Origin of the sequence: Rhizobium sp. BK661, from assembly GCF_024808825.1 — a bacterium.
In the GTDB taxonomy this organism is placed as follows: Bacteria; Pseudomonadota; Alphaproteobacteria; order Rhizobiales; family Rhizobiaceae; genus Rhizobium.
Genome location: NZ_JANTYT010000008.1, coordinates 59,424 through 75,297, shown reverse-complemented (window position 1 = coordinate 75,297; position 15,874 = coordinate 59,424). Strand labels below are relative to the sequence as shown.

General features: G+C 57.5%; 13 protein-coding genes and 1 pseudogene. 10 read left to right on the top strand and 4 right to left on the bottom strand.

Annotated elements, in window-relative coordinates:
• The first annotated feature begins 86 nt into the window (after positions 1-86).
• Positions 87-1,064 carry a mechanosensitive ion channel family protein gene (locus FHX16_RS17780; RefSeq protein ID WP_259129573.1) on the top strand — a complete coding sequence of 326 codons (978 nt, stop codon included), beginning with the start codon at positions 87-89 and terminating at the stop codon, positions 1,062-1,064.
• On the opposite strand, the gene FHX16_RS17775 is transcribed toward FHX16_RS17780, so the two are convergent.
• Both FHX16_RS17775 and FHX16_RS17770 read right to left on the bottom strand, forming a co-directional pair.
• Complete coding sequence (locus FHX16_RS17775; RefSeq protein ID WP_183864001.1) at positions 1,047-1,535, bottom strand: Rrf2 family transcriptional regulator; 489 nt, start codon at positions 1,533-1,535, stop codon at positions 1,047-1,049. The two genes, FHX16_RS17780 and FHX16_RS17775, sit on opposite strands and share 18 nt — an antisense overlap.
• A 32-nt stretch (positions 1,536-1,567) precedes the next feature.
• Positions 1,568-1,798 (bottom strand): hypothetical protein, encoded by a 231-nt coding sequence (locus tag FHX16_RS17770; RefSeq protein ID WP_259129570.1) that lies wholly within the window; start codon positions 1,796-1,798, stop codon positions 1,568-1,570.
• Between the two features lie 123 nt (positions 1,799-1,921).
• Between FHX16_RS17770 and FHX16_RS17765 the strand changes: the two genes are divergently transcribed.
• Positions 1,922-2,140 (top strand): DUF982 domain-containing protein, encoded by a 219-nt coding sequence (locus tag FHX16_RS17765; protein WP_259129567.1) that lies wholly within the window; start codon positions 1,922-1,924, stop codon positions 2,138-2,140.
• 630 nt (positions 2,141-2,770) lie between these two features.
• A complete protein-coding gene (locus tag FHX16_RS17760) occupies positions 2,771-4,018 on the top strand; it encodes an ATP-binding protein (protein ID WP_259129566.1) in 1,248 nt (415 codons plus the stop codon).
• A gap of 187 nt (positions 4,019-4,205) precedes the next feature.
• Here the strand turns inward: FHX16_RS17760 and FHX16_RS17755 are convergent.
• Positions 4,206-4,911: pseudogene (locus FHX16_RS17755) on the bottom strand (efflux RND transporter permease subunit); the annotation flags it as partial.
• A gap of 613 nt (positions 4,912-5,524) precedes the next feature.
• Between FHX16_RS17755 and FHX16_RS17750 the strand changes: the two are divergent.
• The 3 genes from FHX16_RS17750 to FHX16_RS17740 are packed head-to-tail and all read left to right on the top strand — an operon-like array spanning position 5,525 to position 9,271.
• On the top strand, positions 5,525-6,346 hold the full coding sequence (locus FHX16_RS17750; protein WP_183756145.1) for an N-formylglutamate amidohydrolase: 822 nt from the start codon (positions 5,525-5,527) through the stop codon (positions 6,344-6,346).
• Complete coding sequence (locus FHX16_RS17745) at positions 6,343-8,226, top strand: flavohemoglobin expression-modulating QEGLA motif protein (protein WP_259129565.1); 1,884 nt, start codon at positions 6,343-6,345, stop codon at positions 8,224-8,226. Before FHX16_RS17750 ends, FHX16_RS17745 begins: the two co-directional genes overlap by 4 nt.
• A gap of 1 nt (position 8,227) precedes the next feature.
• Positions 8,228-9,271, top strand: a complete 1,044-nt coding sequence (locus FHX16_RS17740; protein ID WP_183756147.1) for a glutathione synthetase — start codon at positions 8,228-8,230, stop codon at positions 9,269-9,271.
• Positions 9,272-9,309: 38 nt separating this feature from the next.
• Here FHX16_RS17740 and FHX16_RS17735 read toward each other — a convergent pair whose 3' ends face one another.
• The gene (locus tag FHX16_RS17735) at positions 9,310-9,555 is read right to left on the bottom strand and encodes a DUF982 domain-containing protein (RefSeq protein WP_259129563.1); all 246 of its coding nucleotides are present in this window, start codon (positions 9,553-9,555) and stop codon (positions 9,310-9,312) included.
• 555 nt (positions 9,556-10,110) lie between these two features.
• Here FHX16_RS17735 and FHX16_RS17730 point away from each other — a divergent pair.
• The 4 genes from FHX16_RS17730 (at position 10,111) to FHX16_RS17715 (ending at position 15,596) form a co-directional block, all read left to right on the top strand.
• Complete coding sequence (locus tag FHX16_RS17730; RefSeq protein WP_259129561.1) at positions 10,111-11,529, top strand: sensor histidine kinase; 1,419 nt, start codon at positions 10,111-10,113, stop codon at positions 11,527-11,529.
• Entirely contained in the window at positions 11,529-11,909 is a 381-nt protein-coding gene (locus FHX16_RS17725) for a response regulator (protein WP_183756150.1), read from the top strand. Before FHX16_RS17730 ends, FHX16_RS17725 begins: the two co-directional genes overlap by 1 nt.
• Positions 11,910-12,052: 143 nt before the next feature.
• Positions 12,053-13,549 carry an ATPase domain-containing protein gene (locus FHX16_RS17720; RefSeq protein WP_259129557.1) on the top strand — a complete coding sequence of 499 codons (1,497 nt, stop codon included), beginning with the start codon at positions 12,053-12,055 and terminating at the stop codon, positions 13,547-13,549.
• Positions 13,542-15,596, top strand: coding sequence for a response regulator (locus FHX16_RS17715; protein ID WP_259129555.1), 2,055 nt, complete (start codon positions 13,542-13,544; stop codon positions 15,594-15,596). Before FHX16_RS17720 ends, FHX16_RS17715 begins: the two co-directional genes overlap by 8 nt.
• The last annotated feature ends 278 nt before the right edge of the window (positions 15,597-15,874 follow it).

The following is a 15,874-nucleotide window of genomic DNA, read 5'->3' as shown; positions in this document are numbered from 1 at the left end:
GGAAAGCGGGGCGCGGTGCGGTTGAGCATCGTGCCTCTTTTACCTTTCTTTTGGGGTGCCAAAGAATATGAAAGAGGGAACATCCGTTGCTGCCGCTGACGTTGATCAATCTCCTGGGAATTGCCGGCATTGCTGTCTGGCATCTTCAGGGCAGCGGCCGACCGACGGCCAGACTTGTCGTGCAAATCTTCTTCTTCACTGCCATGACCGTCGTTCTGGCAGTAGCCGGAATCATGCCGCACCGGGTCGACGACTTGCAGCTCACGGGCTTCAGGGCCGGCATGGCTACCACTGCACGCGTCCTGTGGTGGACTCACCTCGCCTGGACGCTCATCGGTTTTGTCCGCATTTACATCGTTCTTGAACGACGTCCGCGCGAGGCGCGACTGTTGCAGGACCTCATTGTTGCGATCGTCTATCTCGGCGTAGCGCTGTCCATACTGGGCTTTGTGTTCCAGGCGCCCATCGGCACTCTGATCGCAACCTCGGGCGTTGTCGCGATCATCTTCGGCCTTGCGCTGCAGAATACGCTCGGTGACGTCTTTTCCGGGGTTGCATTGACCTTGGGACGGCCCTTTGCAATTGGCGACTGGATCGTGCTCGGCGACGGTACCGAGGGAAGGGTTATTGAGAACAACTGGCGGTCCATCTCCCTGATCACCGGCGCTCACAATGTCGTAGTCTTGCCCAACAGCGTGCTCGCCAAGGTTGGGCTCACCAATCTCAGCCGGCCCGACGAAAGTCATCAGATCGCGCTTCTTATAAGAATTGCGGCAAGCCACGATCCGGAGCAGGTCGAAGAACTCATGCTCACCGCGCTTCAAGCCTGTGATGCGATCGTCAAGGATCCGCCGCCCGTCGTCGCACTGAAAGCGATTGACGCAGTAGCGATCGAGACGGAGCTTCAGTTTCGTGTCACGAGCCCGGCAGCCCGGACGCCCGCCCGAAACGAAGTGATCGCTTCTGTTCATCGCCATTGCAGGGAGAAGGGATTTTTCCTGGCGATGCCGCTCCAGTCCTTTCCCGCCAGGATTCCCGGAACACCATCATCCGGCGCGCTCTAGCACCCATTCAAAACTGCTCTTCCAAAGATCGCGCGGAATATCCCTGGAAAGCGTCTCCACTAGGTCGGAAAGTCTCACGCTGCGGAGCTTGTCCCGCCACGCTTCGTCGGCCTCCCACATTATCCGCGCGACCGCGCAAGGTTGGTCTTCGCAGTATCCTGGAGGTCTGCAGGGGTTGTTTGCCCGGATGTTGTTGCAAACGAAGGTTCTGGCCTTGCCTTCCACGGCTTCGACGATATCGAGAAAGGTCAGTTCGGCGGGCGTTCTGGCCAGCCGATACCCGCCCGTCGGGCCAAGGGTCGTATGCACCAGTCCTGCCTGCGAAAGTCCTTGCAAGGCCTTCGAGAGGTATTCCTTCGGAAGCCCATGGAACTCCGCCAGAGCTTTGGTGGATAGATAACGGCCCTCTGGCAGGCCTGCGAGAATGGCACAGCAGTGGAGCGCCCATTCGACTTGGCTCTTGAGATTCATTGAAAGATCCGAAAGATGCTGATTTGCATCTATTAAGGATATAGACTATCCCTATTGGTCGCAGGTGTAAACTGCCAGATCACTACCATGAAACCGAGAATTAAGGCAGGCCCGAAGGACTCGAAGCGGGCCTTCACAAGGTTGCGCTCGATGAGCTTCAAGCGCGGCGCCTGAAGATCGATTGATGGTTTCCACTCGCTAGACTTGCGTTCGCCGTGGCGGGCTTTGCAAAACCGGAATTCGGCCCGCGTCTCCTTCGCCAACGGGTTCTCCTTGAAGGATCGACGGGGGTCTGGATGTTCCTTTAGCGTGTCGACGATTGAACTGAGGCGGCCGCTACCCATCTATCGGGGAGGTTGAGCGGATGCCCGAATTGGAGAGAGACCATGTTGGTACACCGATGGGAAAAGCCTCTCGTGTTAGGAGACAGCCGCATTCGTATTGTTGTCGGCTCCCCAGAGGAGGCGTTGACGTGGCTCATCCATGAGCCGCACCAGAGCGCTGCCAAGTGGCAACGAGCATGGAACGCGTGCCAAGCGGTGGTTGACGGTCGGATGAACGCTGAAGACGCCAAGACCGCCGTCGAGCTCGCGGCTGCGCATTAAGGCACTGGTCATATCCATATGTCCTCCATCCTTCGATGATTGACTTACAGCTTCTCGCAGCTCGCGCTGTTTCGTGTCGCGCTCGTTCCATGTCGGCGCCGATGACGACTGGACGCACTCTAAACGACTTTGAAAGCGCCAGCACTTTCCTTGGGGGGCGTTCTCATTGATCCCGGACTTATGTTCGCCCTTCCGGCCGTTTTGAGCCTGTCGATCCGCCAGCTTCGAAAGGCCTGAATTTCCATGCTGTAGAATTCGAAGCTGAAAATGACGGGAACTGGCCGGAAGCATTTTGTCGCCACCTTGCTGCACTCGGCATTCACCTTGCCGAGCAGCTTGTCGCTACATCGGTTGTCATCTTGTGCCTGGCATTTCCGCCGAGCCTTGAAGGCCGGCGCGCCCGCATCACAACAATGGGAACGGATCCGATCCGGAGGACGGACGTGACATGTACATTTGCGCTGCCGAGAATTCCGCTATATCCCGATCCGAGATAGCCGCGGATAAAATCCGAATTGGACGAGCTTGAAATCCGAATTGGACGAGCTTAGAATCCGAATTGGACGAGAGAAGGTTCCGAATTGGACGGGATAGGGCAGGCCGTTGTGCGCCGCATGTCTGGGGGATTCAATGACTGGAAGACAAGCACAAATGCTCTATCCCAGGGGCGCAGCAGAGCGGATCCGCACCGCCTTGAAGGACACTCCGGTCGTCTTGATCAATGGACCACGCCAATGCGGAAAAACGACGTTGGCACGAACCCTGCTGGAGCCGGATCGACCCTATTTTACCTTTGACGACGAAACAACATTGTCGTCCGCCAGGACCGACCCTGTCGGGTTCATTCGGCAGATCGACACTGCCGTCATCGACGAGGTTCAGCGGCTTCCTGAGATCCTGCGCGCGATCAAACAGGCCGTCGACAATGATCGCCGACCCGGCCGCTTTCTGTTGACAGGGTCGGCGAATATCCTTGCTTTGCCGACGGTATCGGAAAGCCTCGCCGGGAGAATGGAAGTCGTTACCTTGCTTCCGCTTGCCCAGTCAGAAATCCGAAACGTCACATCGAATTTTCTCGATACGGCATTTGCTGGCGAGGTAACCGCTCCACGCGAGCCGTTTACCGGAGACACATTAATCGAGCGCTGCCTGATGGGCGGCTATCCCGAAATGCTTGCCCGCCAAGATCCGCGGCGCCGCTCCGCCTGGGCCCGAGACTATATCCGCGCCATTGTCGAGCGGGACGTGCGCGACATTGCCGATGTCGAGCGCCTGGATCGGATGCCGCAACTACTGCGCGCACTCGCGCATCATTCCGCACAGCTGCTGAATTTCACCCAACTAGCCGGCCAGGTTGGCCTCGATGACAAAACAGCCCGCCGCTATATTGGCCTGTTTGAGCAGGTATTCCTTGTCCGGCGCATAGAACCCTGGTTTCGCAATCCCCTCAAACGTCTCGTGAAGACCCCGAAGCTCCTGTTTCTTGATAGCGGTCTTCTGGCATCCCTGATCGGGGTCACAGCAGATCGGATCAGACAGGACCGTTCCTTATTCGGGCCGATGCTCGAAACCTTTGTTACAAGCGAGGTTCTAAGGCTCTCGACCTGGAGCGACGTCCAAACGCGGATCCATCATTACCGCGACAAGGACCAGGACGAAGTCGACATCGTCCTCGAAGACGAAATAGGTAACATTGTAGCATTTGAGATCAAGGCCTCGGCCACCGTGACACCGGCCGACTTTAAAGGTCTCAGAAAGGTCGCCGCAGCGACGGGAGCGGCTTTCACAGCGGGATGGGTACTCTATGACGGCGACAAGGTTTTGCCGTTCGGGGACAGTCTTGCAGCAGTGCCTCTCTCTTGCCTGTGGAGCGCTTAGTCGCACGGCTGGCGACTGGCAGGCGAGCCCGTGATAGGCGACGTCGATTCCTCCCCTCGACGCTCTTGGCAATACCAACAAGGCACGCATTACCGAAAGTCCAAGATCGACATCGCTCCGCTCATCTTCTGATAGCGGCATAGTGGCCCGTGTTGGCGATCTGACCTTATCGAAACCTGAAGGCGTTCTACTCCGGGTTTGAACTAGTCATGGCTTCGACCGCCTGGGTTTTGAAAATCCTCCTTTTCAAAGCCTCCCGAATGGTCTGCACATAGAAATACGAGAGCGGAATCACAAGAAGGCCGAGGATGGTTCCAAGCAGGAGCCCACCCAGGACCGTTATCCTGATGGCCTGGCGGCTACCGGCCCCTGCGCCTGTTGCAACAACCAACGGCAGCACCCCCAGCACCGAAGCCATTGCGGTCATCAGCACGGGTCGGAACCGCTGGGAGGTGCCTTAGATTGTTGCATTCATGATGCGTGCGCCTTGCTCGCGCCGCTCCTTGGCGGATTCGACGATGAGGATGGCATTCTTAGCCGCAAGGCCTATCAGGAGCTGCAATCCGATCTGGGCGTACATATTGAGGTTAACGCCGGAAAGCGCGAGCCCGGGTGAGTGCCCCAAGCACGGCAACGGAGACGGACATCATGACCACTACAGGACACTCCAGCTCTCGTACCGGGCGACGAGAAGGAGGTAGGTAGAAGCCATTCCCATCAGAAGGATCACGGCGGTCTGTCCACCGCCTGCTTTCCTGCAGTGCCAGAACAGTCCATTCAAACCCGAAGCCGGGCGGAGGTTTCTCTGCGGCGAGCGTCTCCATGGCGACGAGCGCCTCGCCTGCACTGGTGCCCGCCGATGCCTGTCCGTTGATTACTGCAGATGGCTTTAAGCGCCTTCATTGACCCGTCTCCGCTAGGACGTTGAACCTGGTCGAGGTGCATGACTATCTAGGTGATCGGAAGCTGCAGTCATCGATCACGTCCGTCGATGTGGCCGTACATTGGGCCGAACAGCTATCATCCTGGCGATCGCCGCCGATCCGAAATCTTGAGCAAATCTCTCCGCGGATATTCTCGCAGCCACATAGCTGCCTGCTGGAGAAGGGGGCTGGCGCATTTCCAGCCAGTGTCATGAACGAGATGCTGATACTTCCTGCCCGATCGGAACATCGCATTCTCCTGAACGCACGCCAAAAACCTACCATGTCGCAGGCGGCCAATCTACCGACAGTTGTTCGGCTGCTCAATTCGCAATGGAGCACGGTCGAGCGTCTGTCTCATACGTCGCGCCCACAAGGAGGAGGCATCGAACCAAATTGCCTCGCATCGCGTTTGTGTCTCAAGGAATTGATAGGAGACGGAGGACCTGCGGGGGAGCCATGTCAGACATTTCTGGGTGCACCTCGCACTGCTAGCACGCACCAGGAAGTTTGCAGGAATATATGGACCTGCGATCGTCGCTAGACCGGTTCAACCCGGCCTTCAACCGAGCGGGAGGTATTGATGGAAAGTAGGGTCGACGCAGGACCGACGGAAGCAGGGTGCAAAAGGCTATGGACGCTCACCAGGGCGGACTCACCGGTGATCGGTACAGCAATCCATGACGGAAGCGGTGTCAGGGAAAGTCTACAGGACCGATTTGCGCTGTCAGCCCATCAAAGACAACGCGAGGAAGATCCGTTTACCGCATTCCTGATCAATGACGTGCCGAACCAGGTCGTTGGCCACCGCTCGCGTTTTGAATTCGACCTCAACCGGAGCCGGGACGGCGCCCTCTACCTCACCCCCGAACAGGCGTGGGGGCTGAAGGTCTGGCGCGAGCCTCTGCCACAGGAGGAAAAAGCCCGATCGCTCGCTCTTCACGATAGCTACTACACGATGCTTCGGACCTTCCTCAAACAGATTGAGCTCGACTTTGGCAGATTCGTTGTTCTGGACGTCCATAGCTACAATCATCGGCGGGCAGCGCCTGACGTCGAGACCAGCCAAGAGGATGCGCCGGATATCAATATTGGCACATTCTCGATGGACAGGGACCGGTGGGCCTATGTGGTGGACCAACTGATCGAACACCTCCAGACCATCGTCGTGAACGGCAGGCCTTTGGATGTGAGAGAAAACGTTGCCTTCCAAGGCAGGGGAGAACAGACACGCTTTATCCATGAGGCATTTCCGGAGACAGGCTGCGCCGTCGCGATCGAATTCAAGAAAATCTTCATGGACGAATGGACGGGCGAGCCCAATCGCGTCGTCCTTGATGAATTGCGTCGTGGTCTTGCCGCGGCAGTACCCCTGCTGGAACGCATTCTGGGGTACGGCTCATGACTGGCCCGGTCCACTTTGATCAGATCGACTGGCTGGTTGATGTCGTGAGCTCTCTGAATGAAGGCAAGGCCATCCGCAAGGATTTCGGTGACGGCAGTCGCCTCCATGTCGATCGATTGCTACCCTTTCTGTTCCTCCACATCGATGGCGGTCGCAACGAGGACGTTGCCCGATCCGTGGTGCAGGCGAACGCCTCCTACCTTGTCGCATCGGATCCGAGGTCCGTCCTGCCGATCGTCAAGGCACTGTCAATGATGGCGGCCAAACAGTTCGGGGCCTTTGTCATTGTCCGGTTTGCTGAGCTCGATCGCGACAGGTTCCTGACAGATGATGCACCGTACCTCCCACCATTCGAGGTTTCGGTCTGGTCGTCAGGCAATGCGCCGGAAGTCAGGGAAACCTTCTCGAAGGCTGTCAGTGCCAGCGAAGCACGCTTCCGCACGCCCCAGGTCGAGGAGCGGCGCATGGCATCCTCGAAGATTGACGGGGATCTGGCCGGGCTTGCCGGCTGCGCCCTTCTGGTTGCGGAGTTCGCCCCGATCTACCGTGCTCCCCAGTCCGGTAACACCTTTCCGGAGGTGCGCGACCAGCTCATTGCGACGCTGTTCGATGCCGGGCTTCAAGCGTGCGCGGCTTTCATAGAGGCGCGTGGAATTATGAAGCCTGCGTCCCATCGTTCGCTCGGACGCCGCGCGTTGGTCGAGGCGGTCAACCGTGTGGATCGTGGCATCGATGAGATCGCCACGGCATTTGACGTCCTTTTGGCAGTGACCCCGATCAATGCAGGTCAAGCTTTCCATCGCTTCGAAGCCAACGGGTTCGTAGGTGATCCAGGCTTCCTGTATCGGCCATTGACCGTGCAGGTCGAGGATGCAAAGCAACGCCTCTTTTCCATTGCCTTTGACCGGATCGAGGACCCGGTGCTTTACGAACTGTACAGGCAAAAGCAGCAGGAAGTGGATCTGCAGTTGTCCCTGGTTGCTGCGCGCAATCGCCAGACCTTCATCGAGTTTGGACGAGCGCTCTATGGACCTGTCGAACCATTGTTGCTGGCTGAAGCCGAACGCATTCTGGACTACCTCAGTGAAGACGGGCCCGACACGGCGTCAAGGAGCGACGACGTTGAGGCGGCCGACAGTGTGTACCTTGAACGGCAGGCGCAGTCGATGATCGCCGCCTACCAGGAAAAGTTCCCCGACTTCCAGGTCGACGTTGAGGTCCGGGACGACTTGCCGTCGGGACTGATGGTATCGAACCACCGTCTTCTCATCTCGAGAAAGACATTGATGGATCCCCGCCGGGTGGCGCCGCTTCTCTCCCACGAAATAGGGGTCCACCTTCTTACGTTTTTCAATGGCGGGTGCCAGGGACTGAGGCTCTTTCGTTCAGGGCTTGCAGGATATGAGGGCATGCAGGAAGGTCTTGCAGTCTTTGCCGAGTATCTAGCCGGCGGAATGACGGCAGGACGTCTCAAGTTGATCGCGGCGCGCGTGGTCGCATGTGCCGACATGCTGTCCGGTGCAAAATTCGATCAGACCTTCCATCGGCTGGTGCGGGACTACGGCTTTTCACGAGCTGCCGCGTTCAATCTGACTCTGCGTGTCTACCGGGGTGGTGGGCTGGCAAAGGACGCGATCTACCTGCGGGGGCTTCTTGAGCTTCTCGACCATCTCAAACGAGGGGCAGCGCTCGATCCATTCTGGATGGGAAAAATCTCATCCGGCCATTTTGGTGTGATGGAGGAACTGGCGTCACGTGGCTTGTTGAAGCCGCCGGCGATTTATCCGCTGTTTCTGGCCACCAAGGATGGCCGCGACAGGCTTGAGAAAGCACGCCAGGGATTAAGGCCGATCGATCTTCTTCAATCGAAGGAAATGTAGAATGAGGATAGCTTTTTTCGTAAATTCCATTGAGAGCGAGTCATCGTACTATACCACGACATCGCTGGCGATGTCCGCCCGGGCACGTGGTCACGACGTCTGTTACCTTACACCTGATGATTTTGTGCTTCGGCCTGACGACCACCTCCTGGTCCGCGCGGTAATCCCGCCTCCGTCCAAAACCAGGGATCAGGACGCTTTCATTGCCGGACTGCGGGCTGAGGTTTCAAGGGAAACAATCGACGTCTCCAATATCGATGTCCTGTTCCTGCGCAACGATCCCTCTGAGGATGCAGATGAGCGAGCATGGGCTGTCAATGTCGGGGCAATGTTTGGACGATTGGCTGTCGAGCGCGGGGTGCTGACGGTGAATGATCCGAATGCGCTCGCCACTGCTCAAAACAAGCTCTATTTCCAGGATTTCCCCGAAAGCGTCCGTCCGACCACGCTCATTTCCAAGAGCCTGGATGAAATCAGATCGTTTATCGACAGCCAGAAGCGCGGCGTGATCCTGAAACCTCTTCAGGGATCAGGCGGCAAGCATGTCTTCAAGATCAAATCCAACAAGGAATCCAATCTTAATCAGATCTTCGAGGCGGTCAGCGGGGAGGGGTACCTGATTGCCCAGGGATACCTGCCGGACGCAGTTGAAGGTGATGTACGATTGTTCGTGATGAATGGCAGGCCACTCGAAAAGGATGGAGCCTATGCCGCCTTCAGGAGGGTACCGGCCAAGGGTGAAGTGCGATCGAATATCCGTGCCTCCGGAAAGGCGGCCAAGGTGAAGGTCACTCCGGAAATGCTGGCCGTTGCCGAGATGGTTCGGCCCAAGCTTGTGGCTGATGGCATGTTCCTTGTAGGCCTTGATATCGTGGGATCAAAAATCCTTGAGATCAACGTTTTCACACCGGGCGGACTTCAGAATCTGGAAAATCTCTATGGCGTGGATTTTTCCGCCCTCGTGATCGAAGCACTCGAGAAAAAGGTCAGCATTCGCCAGAGCTATGGTGCCCAGATCTCCAACGCGACGCTCGCGACCTTGTAAGGTCGTGAGCGTGGGACATGGCCAAAGGGCGCTAGCCTTTACGCTTCGACCCTGAGGTTGGCGTGGCGGGCTGCAGCGATCAGGGCAAGTCGGGCATAGGTCGCCGATTTTTTCCCATCGAGGCTCGCCGAACAGGCTCGCAATGCCCTGGTGAAGGAGTTTCCGCTCACAACAGGCCATTTGTCTGCAAGCAGCCACGCGGCTTCTCGGGTGTTGCGGACAATATGCATTGCGGATCCGATCACGATGACGACCGGCCTGTTCCAGAAAGTGATTTCAATCATGCTTACCTCGTTCGCGCCACCTAATGCGCGAGCGTGGCAATGGTTCCGAGATCATTGAGGCCCGCCACATGCCGCTTGGCGGGGGCGACAGCGAGTGGGAGGATCTTCGGCGAGTTTGAACGCTGCCAGGCACCGTGCTGATGATGGAGATTGGTTCCCGCTATCGTAACGATCAGAGTGCATCGCTTGAGCGGGCAAGGACGCTCGTTGCACTGAACAGCAATCGTGTTGCTTTTGCTGCGGAATAGCCGAACGATCGATTGAGACGTACCCGCCGAAGGACTTCGGCTCGTCCGGTGACATTGTCAGCGCGCAGCGGATTCGATGGACGACTGCCTGACGCCAACTCGACACACTCGATGGTTTTTGCTCCGAAGAGATCCGAAGATAGGAACTCCGGTCGTTTCGGCGCGTTACGATGCTTTCATCTGCCGAGAAACAAAACCTGGAAGAATTGCCGCCGTGTCGGCCCGCCCTATTTTGATGATCCATTCCTCAGAAAGAAGATTCGTTCCCTGGGGAAGAGCACGAAGCCGCAGTCGAGTGCCTCAATAGATGCAGACAACAAACTTCGCAGCTATCTTTCAGGGGATGCCACAGCCCTATCTTGTGCTTGATCCCGGTCTGACGATCGTCGCCGCGAGCGACGCATATCTCTCGCTCACATCGCGCGCGCGAAACGACATTGTCGGTCGTCACATTCTCGAAGCGTTTCCCGAAAATCCCGAGGCTGCCGGGACCGTGGAGCAAGGGCCGCTTGAAGTTTCCCTCCGCCACGCCCTTGCAACTGGCAAACCGCACGAAATGGCGGTCATTCAATACGACATCCCCCAACCCGGTGGCGGATTTTCGCAGAAGTTCTGGACACCTGTTCACACGCCGGTCATCGGCGATGATGGCCATGTCCAGTACATCATACAAAATCCGATGGATGTTACAGATCGCGTCCTGAAGGCGAGGGAGGCTGATATCCGTCTGAGGATTGCCTTGCATGCCGCCGATCTTGCGACCTGGGAATATGAGCCGGAAACCGATATCTGGCGACGCAGCAACGCCGTCGATGAGATGTTCGGGTTCCTGCCCGGGGAGGGCGGGCCAGTGGCCGCGCCCTTTTTCGCGCGGATTCACCCGGAGGATCTTGCGGCGGTGCAAGAGGGCCTTCGCCGCATCCAGTCAAGCCCGGACCAGACTGCCGCGCGTTTTGACTATCGTATCGTTCTGCCGACGGGGGGCGTGCGACACGTGGAATCCCGCGGCGAGGTTCTAAGGACGTCCGACGGCAAGGTTAGAATGATCGGTGTGTTGATGGATGTTACCACCGAGCGGCAAAGGGAGGCTGCGCTGACTGTGTCCGTAAAGACCCAGGGCGAGCTCCTCGAGCAAAAGGATGCGTTGCTCGCTGAGGTCAATCATCGCGTCAAGAACAGCCTCCAGCTCGTCGTGAGTACGCTGAGGCTGCAAGCGCGCCGGTTGCGGGACTCCAAGACGAAGGAGGCCTTCGATCAGGCAATCTCACGGGTCAGAGCCATCATATCGGTTCATGAGCATCTGTATCGGACCGCCAATTCGCTTACAGTCGACATGGCCGATCATCTGACAAAACTCTGCCTCGATATAACGAATGAGCGACCGTCTCGTCCGATCGCGGTGGAAGTAGAGCAGATCGAGTTGCCAACAGAACGTGCAATTCCGCTATCGATCATCGTGAACGAGCTCGTCACTGCGGCATTGAAGGCGGCTCCAGCCCATGGCAGCCGTCTCCTCGTCAAGCTGCGAGAACTCCCAGAGGACGGCGTCCTGGCATTGAGTGTCACCAATCCGGATCCTCGCCAAAGCGACGATAACGGTCTGTCCGACCTCGGGAGCAAGCTTGTCACATCCATGACCGCACAGATACGAGGTGTTTTCATCGAAGAGGAGGATCCGACGCAAGGTTTTCGGGCCACTGTAACGTTTCCAAGGGAACTGTCGTGATGCCTCTTCAGGTCATGATCGTTGAAGACGAAATGCTGCTTGCCCTCGATCTCGAGGACATGCTCCTCAAAGCCGGCCATATCGTCGCAGGCCAGGCATCCGACATGCTCCAGGCATTGTCGCTGGCTGAACAGCTTGGTGGCAGGATCGATGTCGCCATCATGGACGTGAACCTGGCGCGGGGGTCGAATGGGATCGAGACGGCGGCGGCCCTGCGGCAGCGCTGGAATATTCCATCCCTGTTTGTCAGCGGCAACCTCGACGAAAGGACGCGGCAGCTTGCTCAACAGTGGCATCCTGTCGGCTTCGTCGGAAAGCCCTATTCCGAACGTGAGCTGCTTTCGTCTCTGAGCGCCCTGTTCGCGACGACGGTCGATTGATCGTGAATATGCTGGAGGTGCCCATAATATGCCCCATCAACTCTTTTACATTCATACCCTTTTCTGGCGCTTCGCCGCTTTTACATAATCAAGCAGATTGAAATTCTATTGATACCATCTGCGGCTGAGGGAGCGGACCTATAATGACGAAAGGCAGAGAGGAAAAGGCAAGAACGGGTGTCGCTGGTCTCGACGAGATACTGTCGGGAGGATTGACCCGCCGTCATGTCTTTCTTCTCGAAGGGGCGCCCGGTACGGGAAAGACCACCATTGCATTGCAGTTCTTGCTCGAGGGGGCTGCACTTGGCGAGCGCTGTCTTTACATCACCTTGTCGGAAACAGAAGAAGAACTGCGGAGCAGCGCAGCGTCTCATGAGCTTGAACTGAACGACAGCATCGAGATATTCGAGCTGGTGCCGCCGGAGAGCCTGCTTGACGCTGACCAGCAACAAAGCCTGCTTTACTCCTCGGATCTGGAACTTGGCGAGACGACCAAGATGATCTTCGAGGCGTTCGAGCGGCTAAAGCCCGCACGCGTCGTCATAGACAGCCTGTCTGAAATCAGGCTTTTGGCACAAAGTTCGCTCCGCTATCGCCGCCAGATCCTGGCCTTGAAGCATTTCTTTGCAAAGTCCGGTGCGACCGTGTTGCTGCTCGATGACATGACATCGGACACGATGGACAAGACAGTCCATAGTGTCGTTCACGGCGTGGTGCACCTCGAACAGTTGGCGCCGGACTACGGTTCAGAGCGGCGGCGATTACGCATCGTCAAGTATCGTGGGCAGGCTTTCCGGGGTGGGTACCATGATTTCATCATCAACACCGGCGGCGTCGTGGTTTTTCCGAGATTGCGCGCTATCGAGCACAGAACCGACTTTCACCGAAGCACGCTTGGAAGTGGCGTTGCCGAGCTTGACGGTTTGCTTGGGGGAGGGATCGAACAGGGATCCAGCACGCTGCTGATCGGGCCGGCCGGAACCGGCAAGACGTTTTTTGCGCTTCAGTTCGTGGACGCTCTCGTCAAGCGCGGAGGGCGAGCTGTGGTTTTCGTGTTCGATGAGGAACTTTCCCTCCTGTTTGACCGAACGAAGGCTTTAGGAATCGATCTCGAAAAGATGAGAGATCAGGGGCTGATCCATATAGAGCAGCTCGATGCGGCCGAGGTCTCACCCGGCGAGTTCGCTCAGCGCGTGCGTGATCGCGTGTCCGATTTCGACGCTAAGATTGTCGTGGTGGACAGCATCAACGGCTATCAGGCCGCTATGCCGGAAGAGAACGCGCTCATCCTGCATATGCATGAGTTACTTCAATACTTGAACAGGCAGGGCGCGACGACGTTCCTGACCGTCGCTCAGCACGGTCTCGTCGGCGACATGAAGACGCCGGTCGACGTTACCTACCTTGCCGATACGGTTGTGCTTCTGCGCTATTTCGAGGCGCTCGGAAAGATCCGTCGTGCTGTTTCCGTAATCAAGAAGCGCACCGGAAAGCACGAGGACACGATCCGGGAATTCACGATCAGCGAATGTGGCCTGACCCTTGGAGCCCCGCTTTCCGAATTTCAGGGCGTCCTAAGAGGGGTTCCGAGTTACATGGGCAAAGGCGAAGAGCTGCTGTCTCAGCCGGAGGATGATTAAGATTCCTGACCTATCGACGACCATTCTTGTGCTTGCTCCATCCGGCCGTGACGCCGAGATTGCAAAGGCACTACTTGCCGAAGCCGGATTGGCTTCGGAATCGGTCAATGACCTACAGCAACTGCTGCAGAGGATCGGCGAGAACACGGGATTTGTCGTTCTGACGGAAGAGACGCTCCGTTCCGCAGATCTGAAACCGCTTGCCGAATGGATCAGGAATCAGCCCAGCTGGTCGGATATGCCGTTTATCGTCTTCACCCATCGCGGGGGTGGACCCGAACGCAACCCCGCCGCCGCGCGCCTGTCTGAGGTTCTCGGCAATGTCAGCTTCCTCGAGCGGCCTTTTCATGCCACGACATTTGTCAGCATCGCACATACCGCGATGCGCGGCCGCCGCAGACAATTTGAGGCTCGGCTGCGCATCGAGGCCCTGAACGAAAGCGAGCGACGGCTCCAGACCGCACTCAAGGCCGGCAGACTCGGCGCGTGGGAGCTCGACCTCGCTACCAACGTCCTCACCACATCTCAGACTTGCCGCGCGATATTCGGCAGAGGGGCTGAGGACCGATTCACCTACGAGGATCTTCTCTTCACGATCCATCCCGAAGATCTCGACCGAATGAAAGCTGCGGTCGCTACCACCATCGACACGGGTGCTGATTACTCAATCGAATACCGTACCATCTGGCCGGACGGTTCTGTACACTGGGCGGAGATGAGGGCGCAGCTCTATCGAAATCGTAGTGGCGAGGCTGTCAAACTTGTCGGCGTATTGGCCGACATCACAGATCGGCGCAATGCCGAGGAGCAGCAGAAAAAGCTGAACGAAGTCCTCGAGGAGCGCGTTGCAGCCCGAACAGCGGAACTGGAAGCGGCCCACGCAGCTGTCATGGCGGAGGTCGCACAGCGCGAAAAAGCGGAAGAGCAACTCCGACAGGCCCAGAAGCTGGAAGCGATCGGTCAACTCACCGGGGGTGTCGCCCACGACTTTAATAATCTCCTGATGGCGGTCCTCGGTAATCTCGACCTCATTCGCAAGAATGTTGGTGACGATCCTCGCATGCAGCGTTTGATCGAGGGCGCGGTTCAGGGTGCAAAGCGAGGCGCCTCGTTGACGCAACGGCTGCTGGCATTCGCCCGGCGGCAGGACCTGCAGGTCAAGTCCGTCGACATGAGGTCGTTGGTGGCCGATATGGAAGAGCTATTGAAAAGATCAATCGGACCGATGGTCACTCTCCTCCGAGAAATACCGGAAGACCTGCCACGGGTTTTGGCGGATGCCAATCAGGTGGAATTGGCGCTGCTCAATCTGGCGGTCAACGCCCGCGATGCCATGCCCGAGGGAGGCACGTTGACGGTCGCCCTCAGGGAGGAGGCCGTCGACGATTTGGATGATGATCTCGGACCTGGCCGATACGTGGTCCTGTCGGTGACCGATACGGGTTACGGCATGGATCCGGACACGCTCAGCAAAGCCATCGAACCGTTCTTTTCGACCAAGGAGCTCGGCAAGGGAACGGGCCTCGGTCTCTCGATGATCCACGGGCTGGCTTTACAACTCAATGGTCATTTTCGGCTGAAAAGTTCGCCGGGCGCCGGAACGACGGCGGAATTATGGATGCCCGTCGCACAGGCCAGGGAAGAACAGCTGCTAAAACCGTTGCAACTACAGATCGAGCCTCCGACTGATAGTGGCCCGAAGCGCATCCTGCTGGTCGATGATGATATTCTGATCGCGATGAGCTCTGCGGACATGGTGACCGATCTCGGCCACGAAGTCGTTGAAGTTCACTCCGGCGCAGAGGCAATTCAGGTCCTTCAAAATGGTCAGGATTTCGATTTGATGATCACGGATTTCTCCATGCCTGGAATGAATGGGGCCGATCTGGCCAAGGCGGCTCGTGAAATTCGTCCCGATCTTCCCGTCCTGCTCGCGACTGGTTATGCGGATTTGCCAAATGGGATGCACGTTGACGCTCACAGGCTGAGCAAACCATATTCCCAGGATCAACTGGCGTTGGAAATAGCCAAAGCGTTGAGTCACTGATGGCGAGGCAAACCCTGCGGAGGGGCCGCTTCTAAGGGACATCTTGAGTTGTCGCCATGTCATCGATGACTGAAATCACAAGCCCTCGTGTACGGGTCATCGATCTTGGGACGGCCGGAACTGGCCGCTTCGATGTTTGTGAGGTGGGTAGCAAGACGTCGAACTTCAAGCAGACGCCCTGTAGCACGTGTCAAGGTCGCGTGGTGCGCTCTTGGTCAATCCTGGCCAGGGATTTCGGCCGACAGGCCGTCCATCACCTCATCGATGCCAATGTGCCA

Coding starts and splice junctions, on each gene's coding strand:
- FHX16_RS17775 (WP_183864001.1), bottom strand. CDS start 1,535: ATGAATCTCAAGAGCCAAGTCGAATGGGCGCTCCACTGCTGTGCCATT.
- FHX16_RS17765 (WP_259129567.1), top strand. CDS start 1,922: ATGTTGGTACACCGATGGGAAAAGCCTCTCGTGTTAGGAGACAGCCGC.
- FHX16_RS17760 (WP_259129566.1), top strand. CDS start 2,771: ATGACTGGAAGACAAGCACAAATGCTCTATCCCAGGGGCGCAGCAGAG.
- FHX16_RS17750 (WP_183756145.1), top strand. CDS start 5,525: ATGGAAAGTAGGGTCGACGCAGGACCGACGGAAGCAGGGTGCAAAAGG.
- FHX16_RS17745 (WP_259129565.1), top strand. CDS start 6,343: ATGACTGGCCCGGTCCACTTTGATCAGATCGACTGGCTGGTTGATGTC.
- FHX16_RS17740 (WP_183756147.1), top strand. CDS start 8,228: ATGAGGATAGCTTTTTTCGTAAATTCCATTGAGAGCGAGTCATCGTAC.
- FHX16_RS17735 (WP_259129563.1), bottom strand. CDS start 9,555: ATGATTGAAATCACTTTCTGGAACAGGCCGGTCGTCATCGTGATCGGA.
- FHX16_RS17730 (WP_259129561.1), top strand. CDS start 10,111: ATGCAGACAACAAACTTCGCAGCTATCTTTCAGGGGATGCCACAGCCC.
- FHX16_RS17725 (WP_183756150.1), top strand. CDS start 11,529: ATGCCTCTTCAGGTCATGATCGTTGAAGACGAAATGCTGCTTGCCCTC.
- FHX16_RS17720 (WP_259129557.1), top strand. CDS start 12,053: ATGACGAAAGGCAGAGAGGAAAAGGCAAGAACGGGTGTCGCTGGTCTC.
- FHX16_RS17715 (WP_259129555.1), top strand. CDS start 13,542: ATGATTAAGATTCCTGACCTATCGACGACCATTCTTGTGCTTGCTCCA.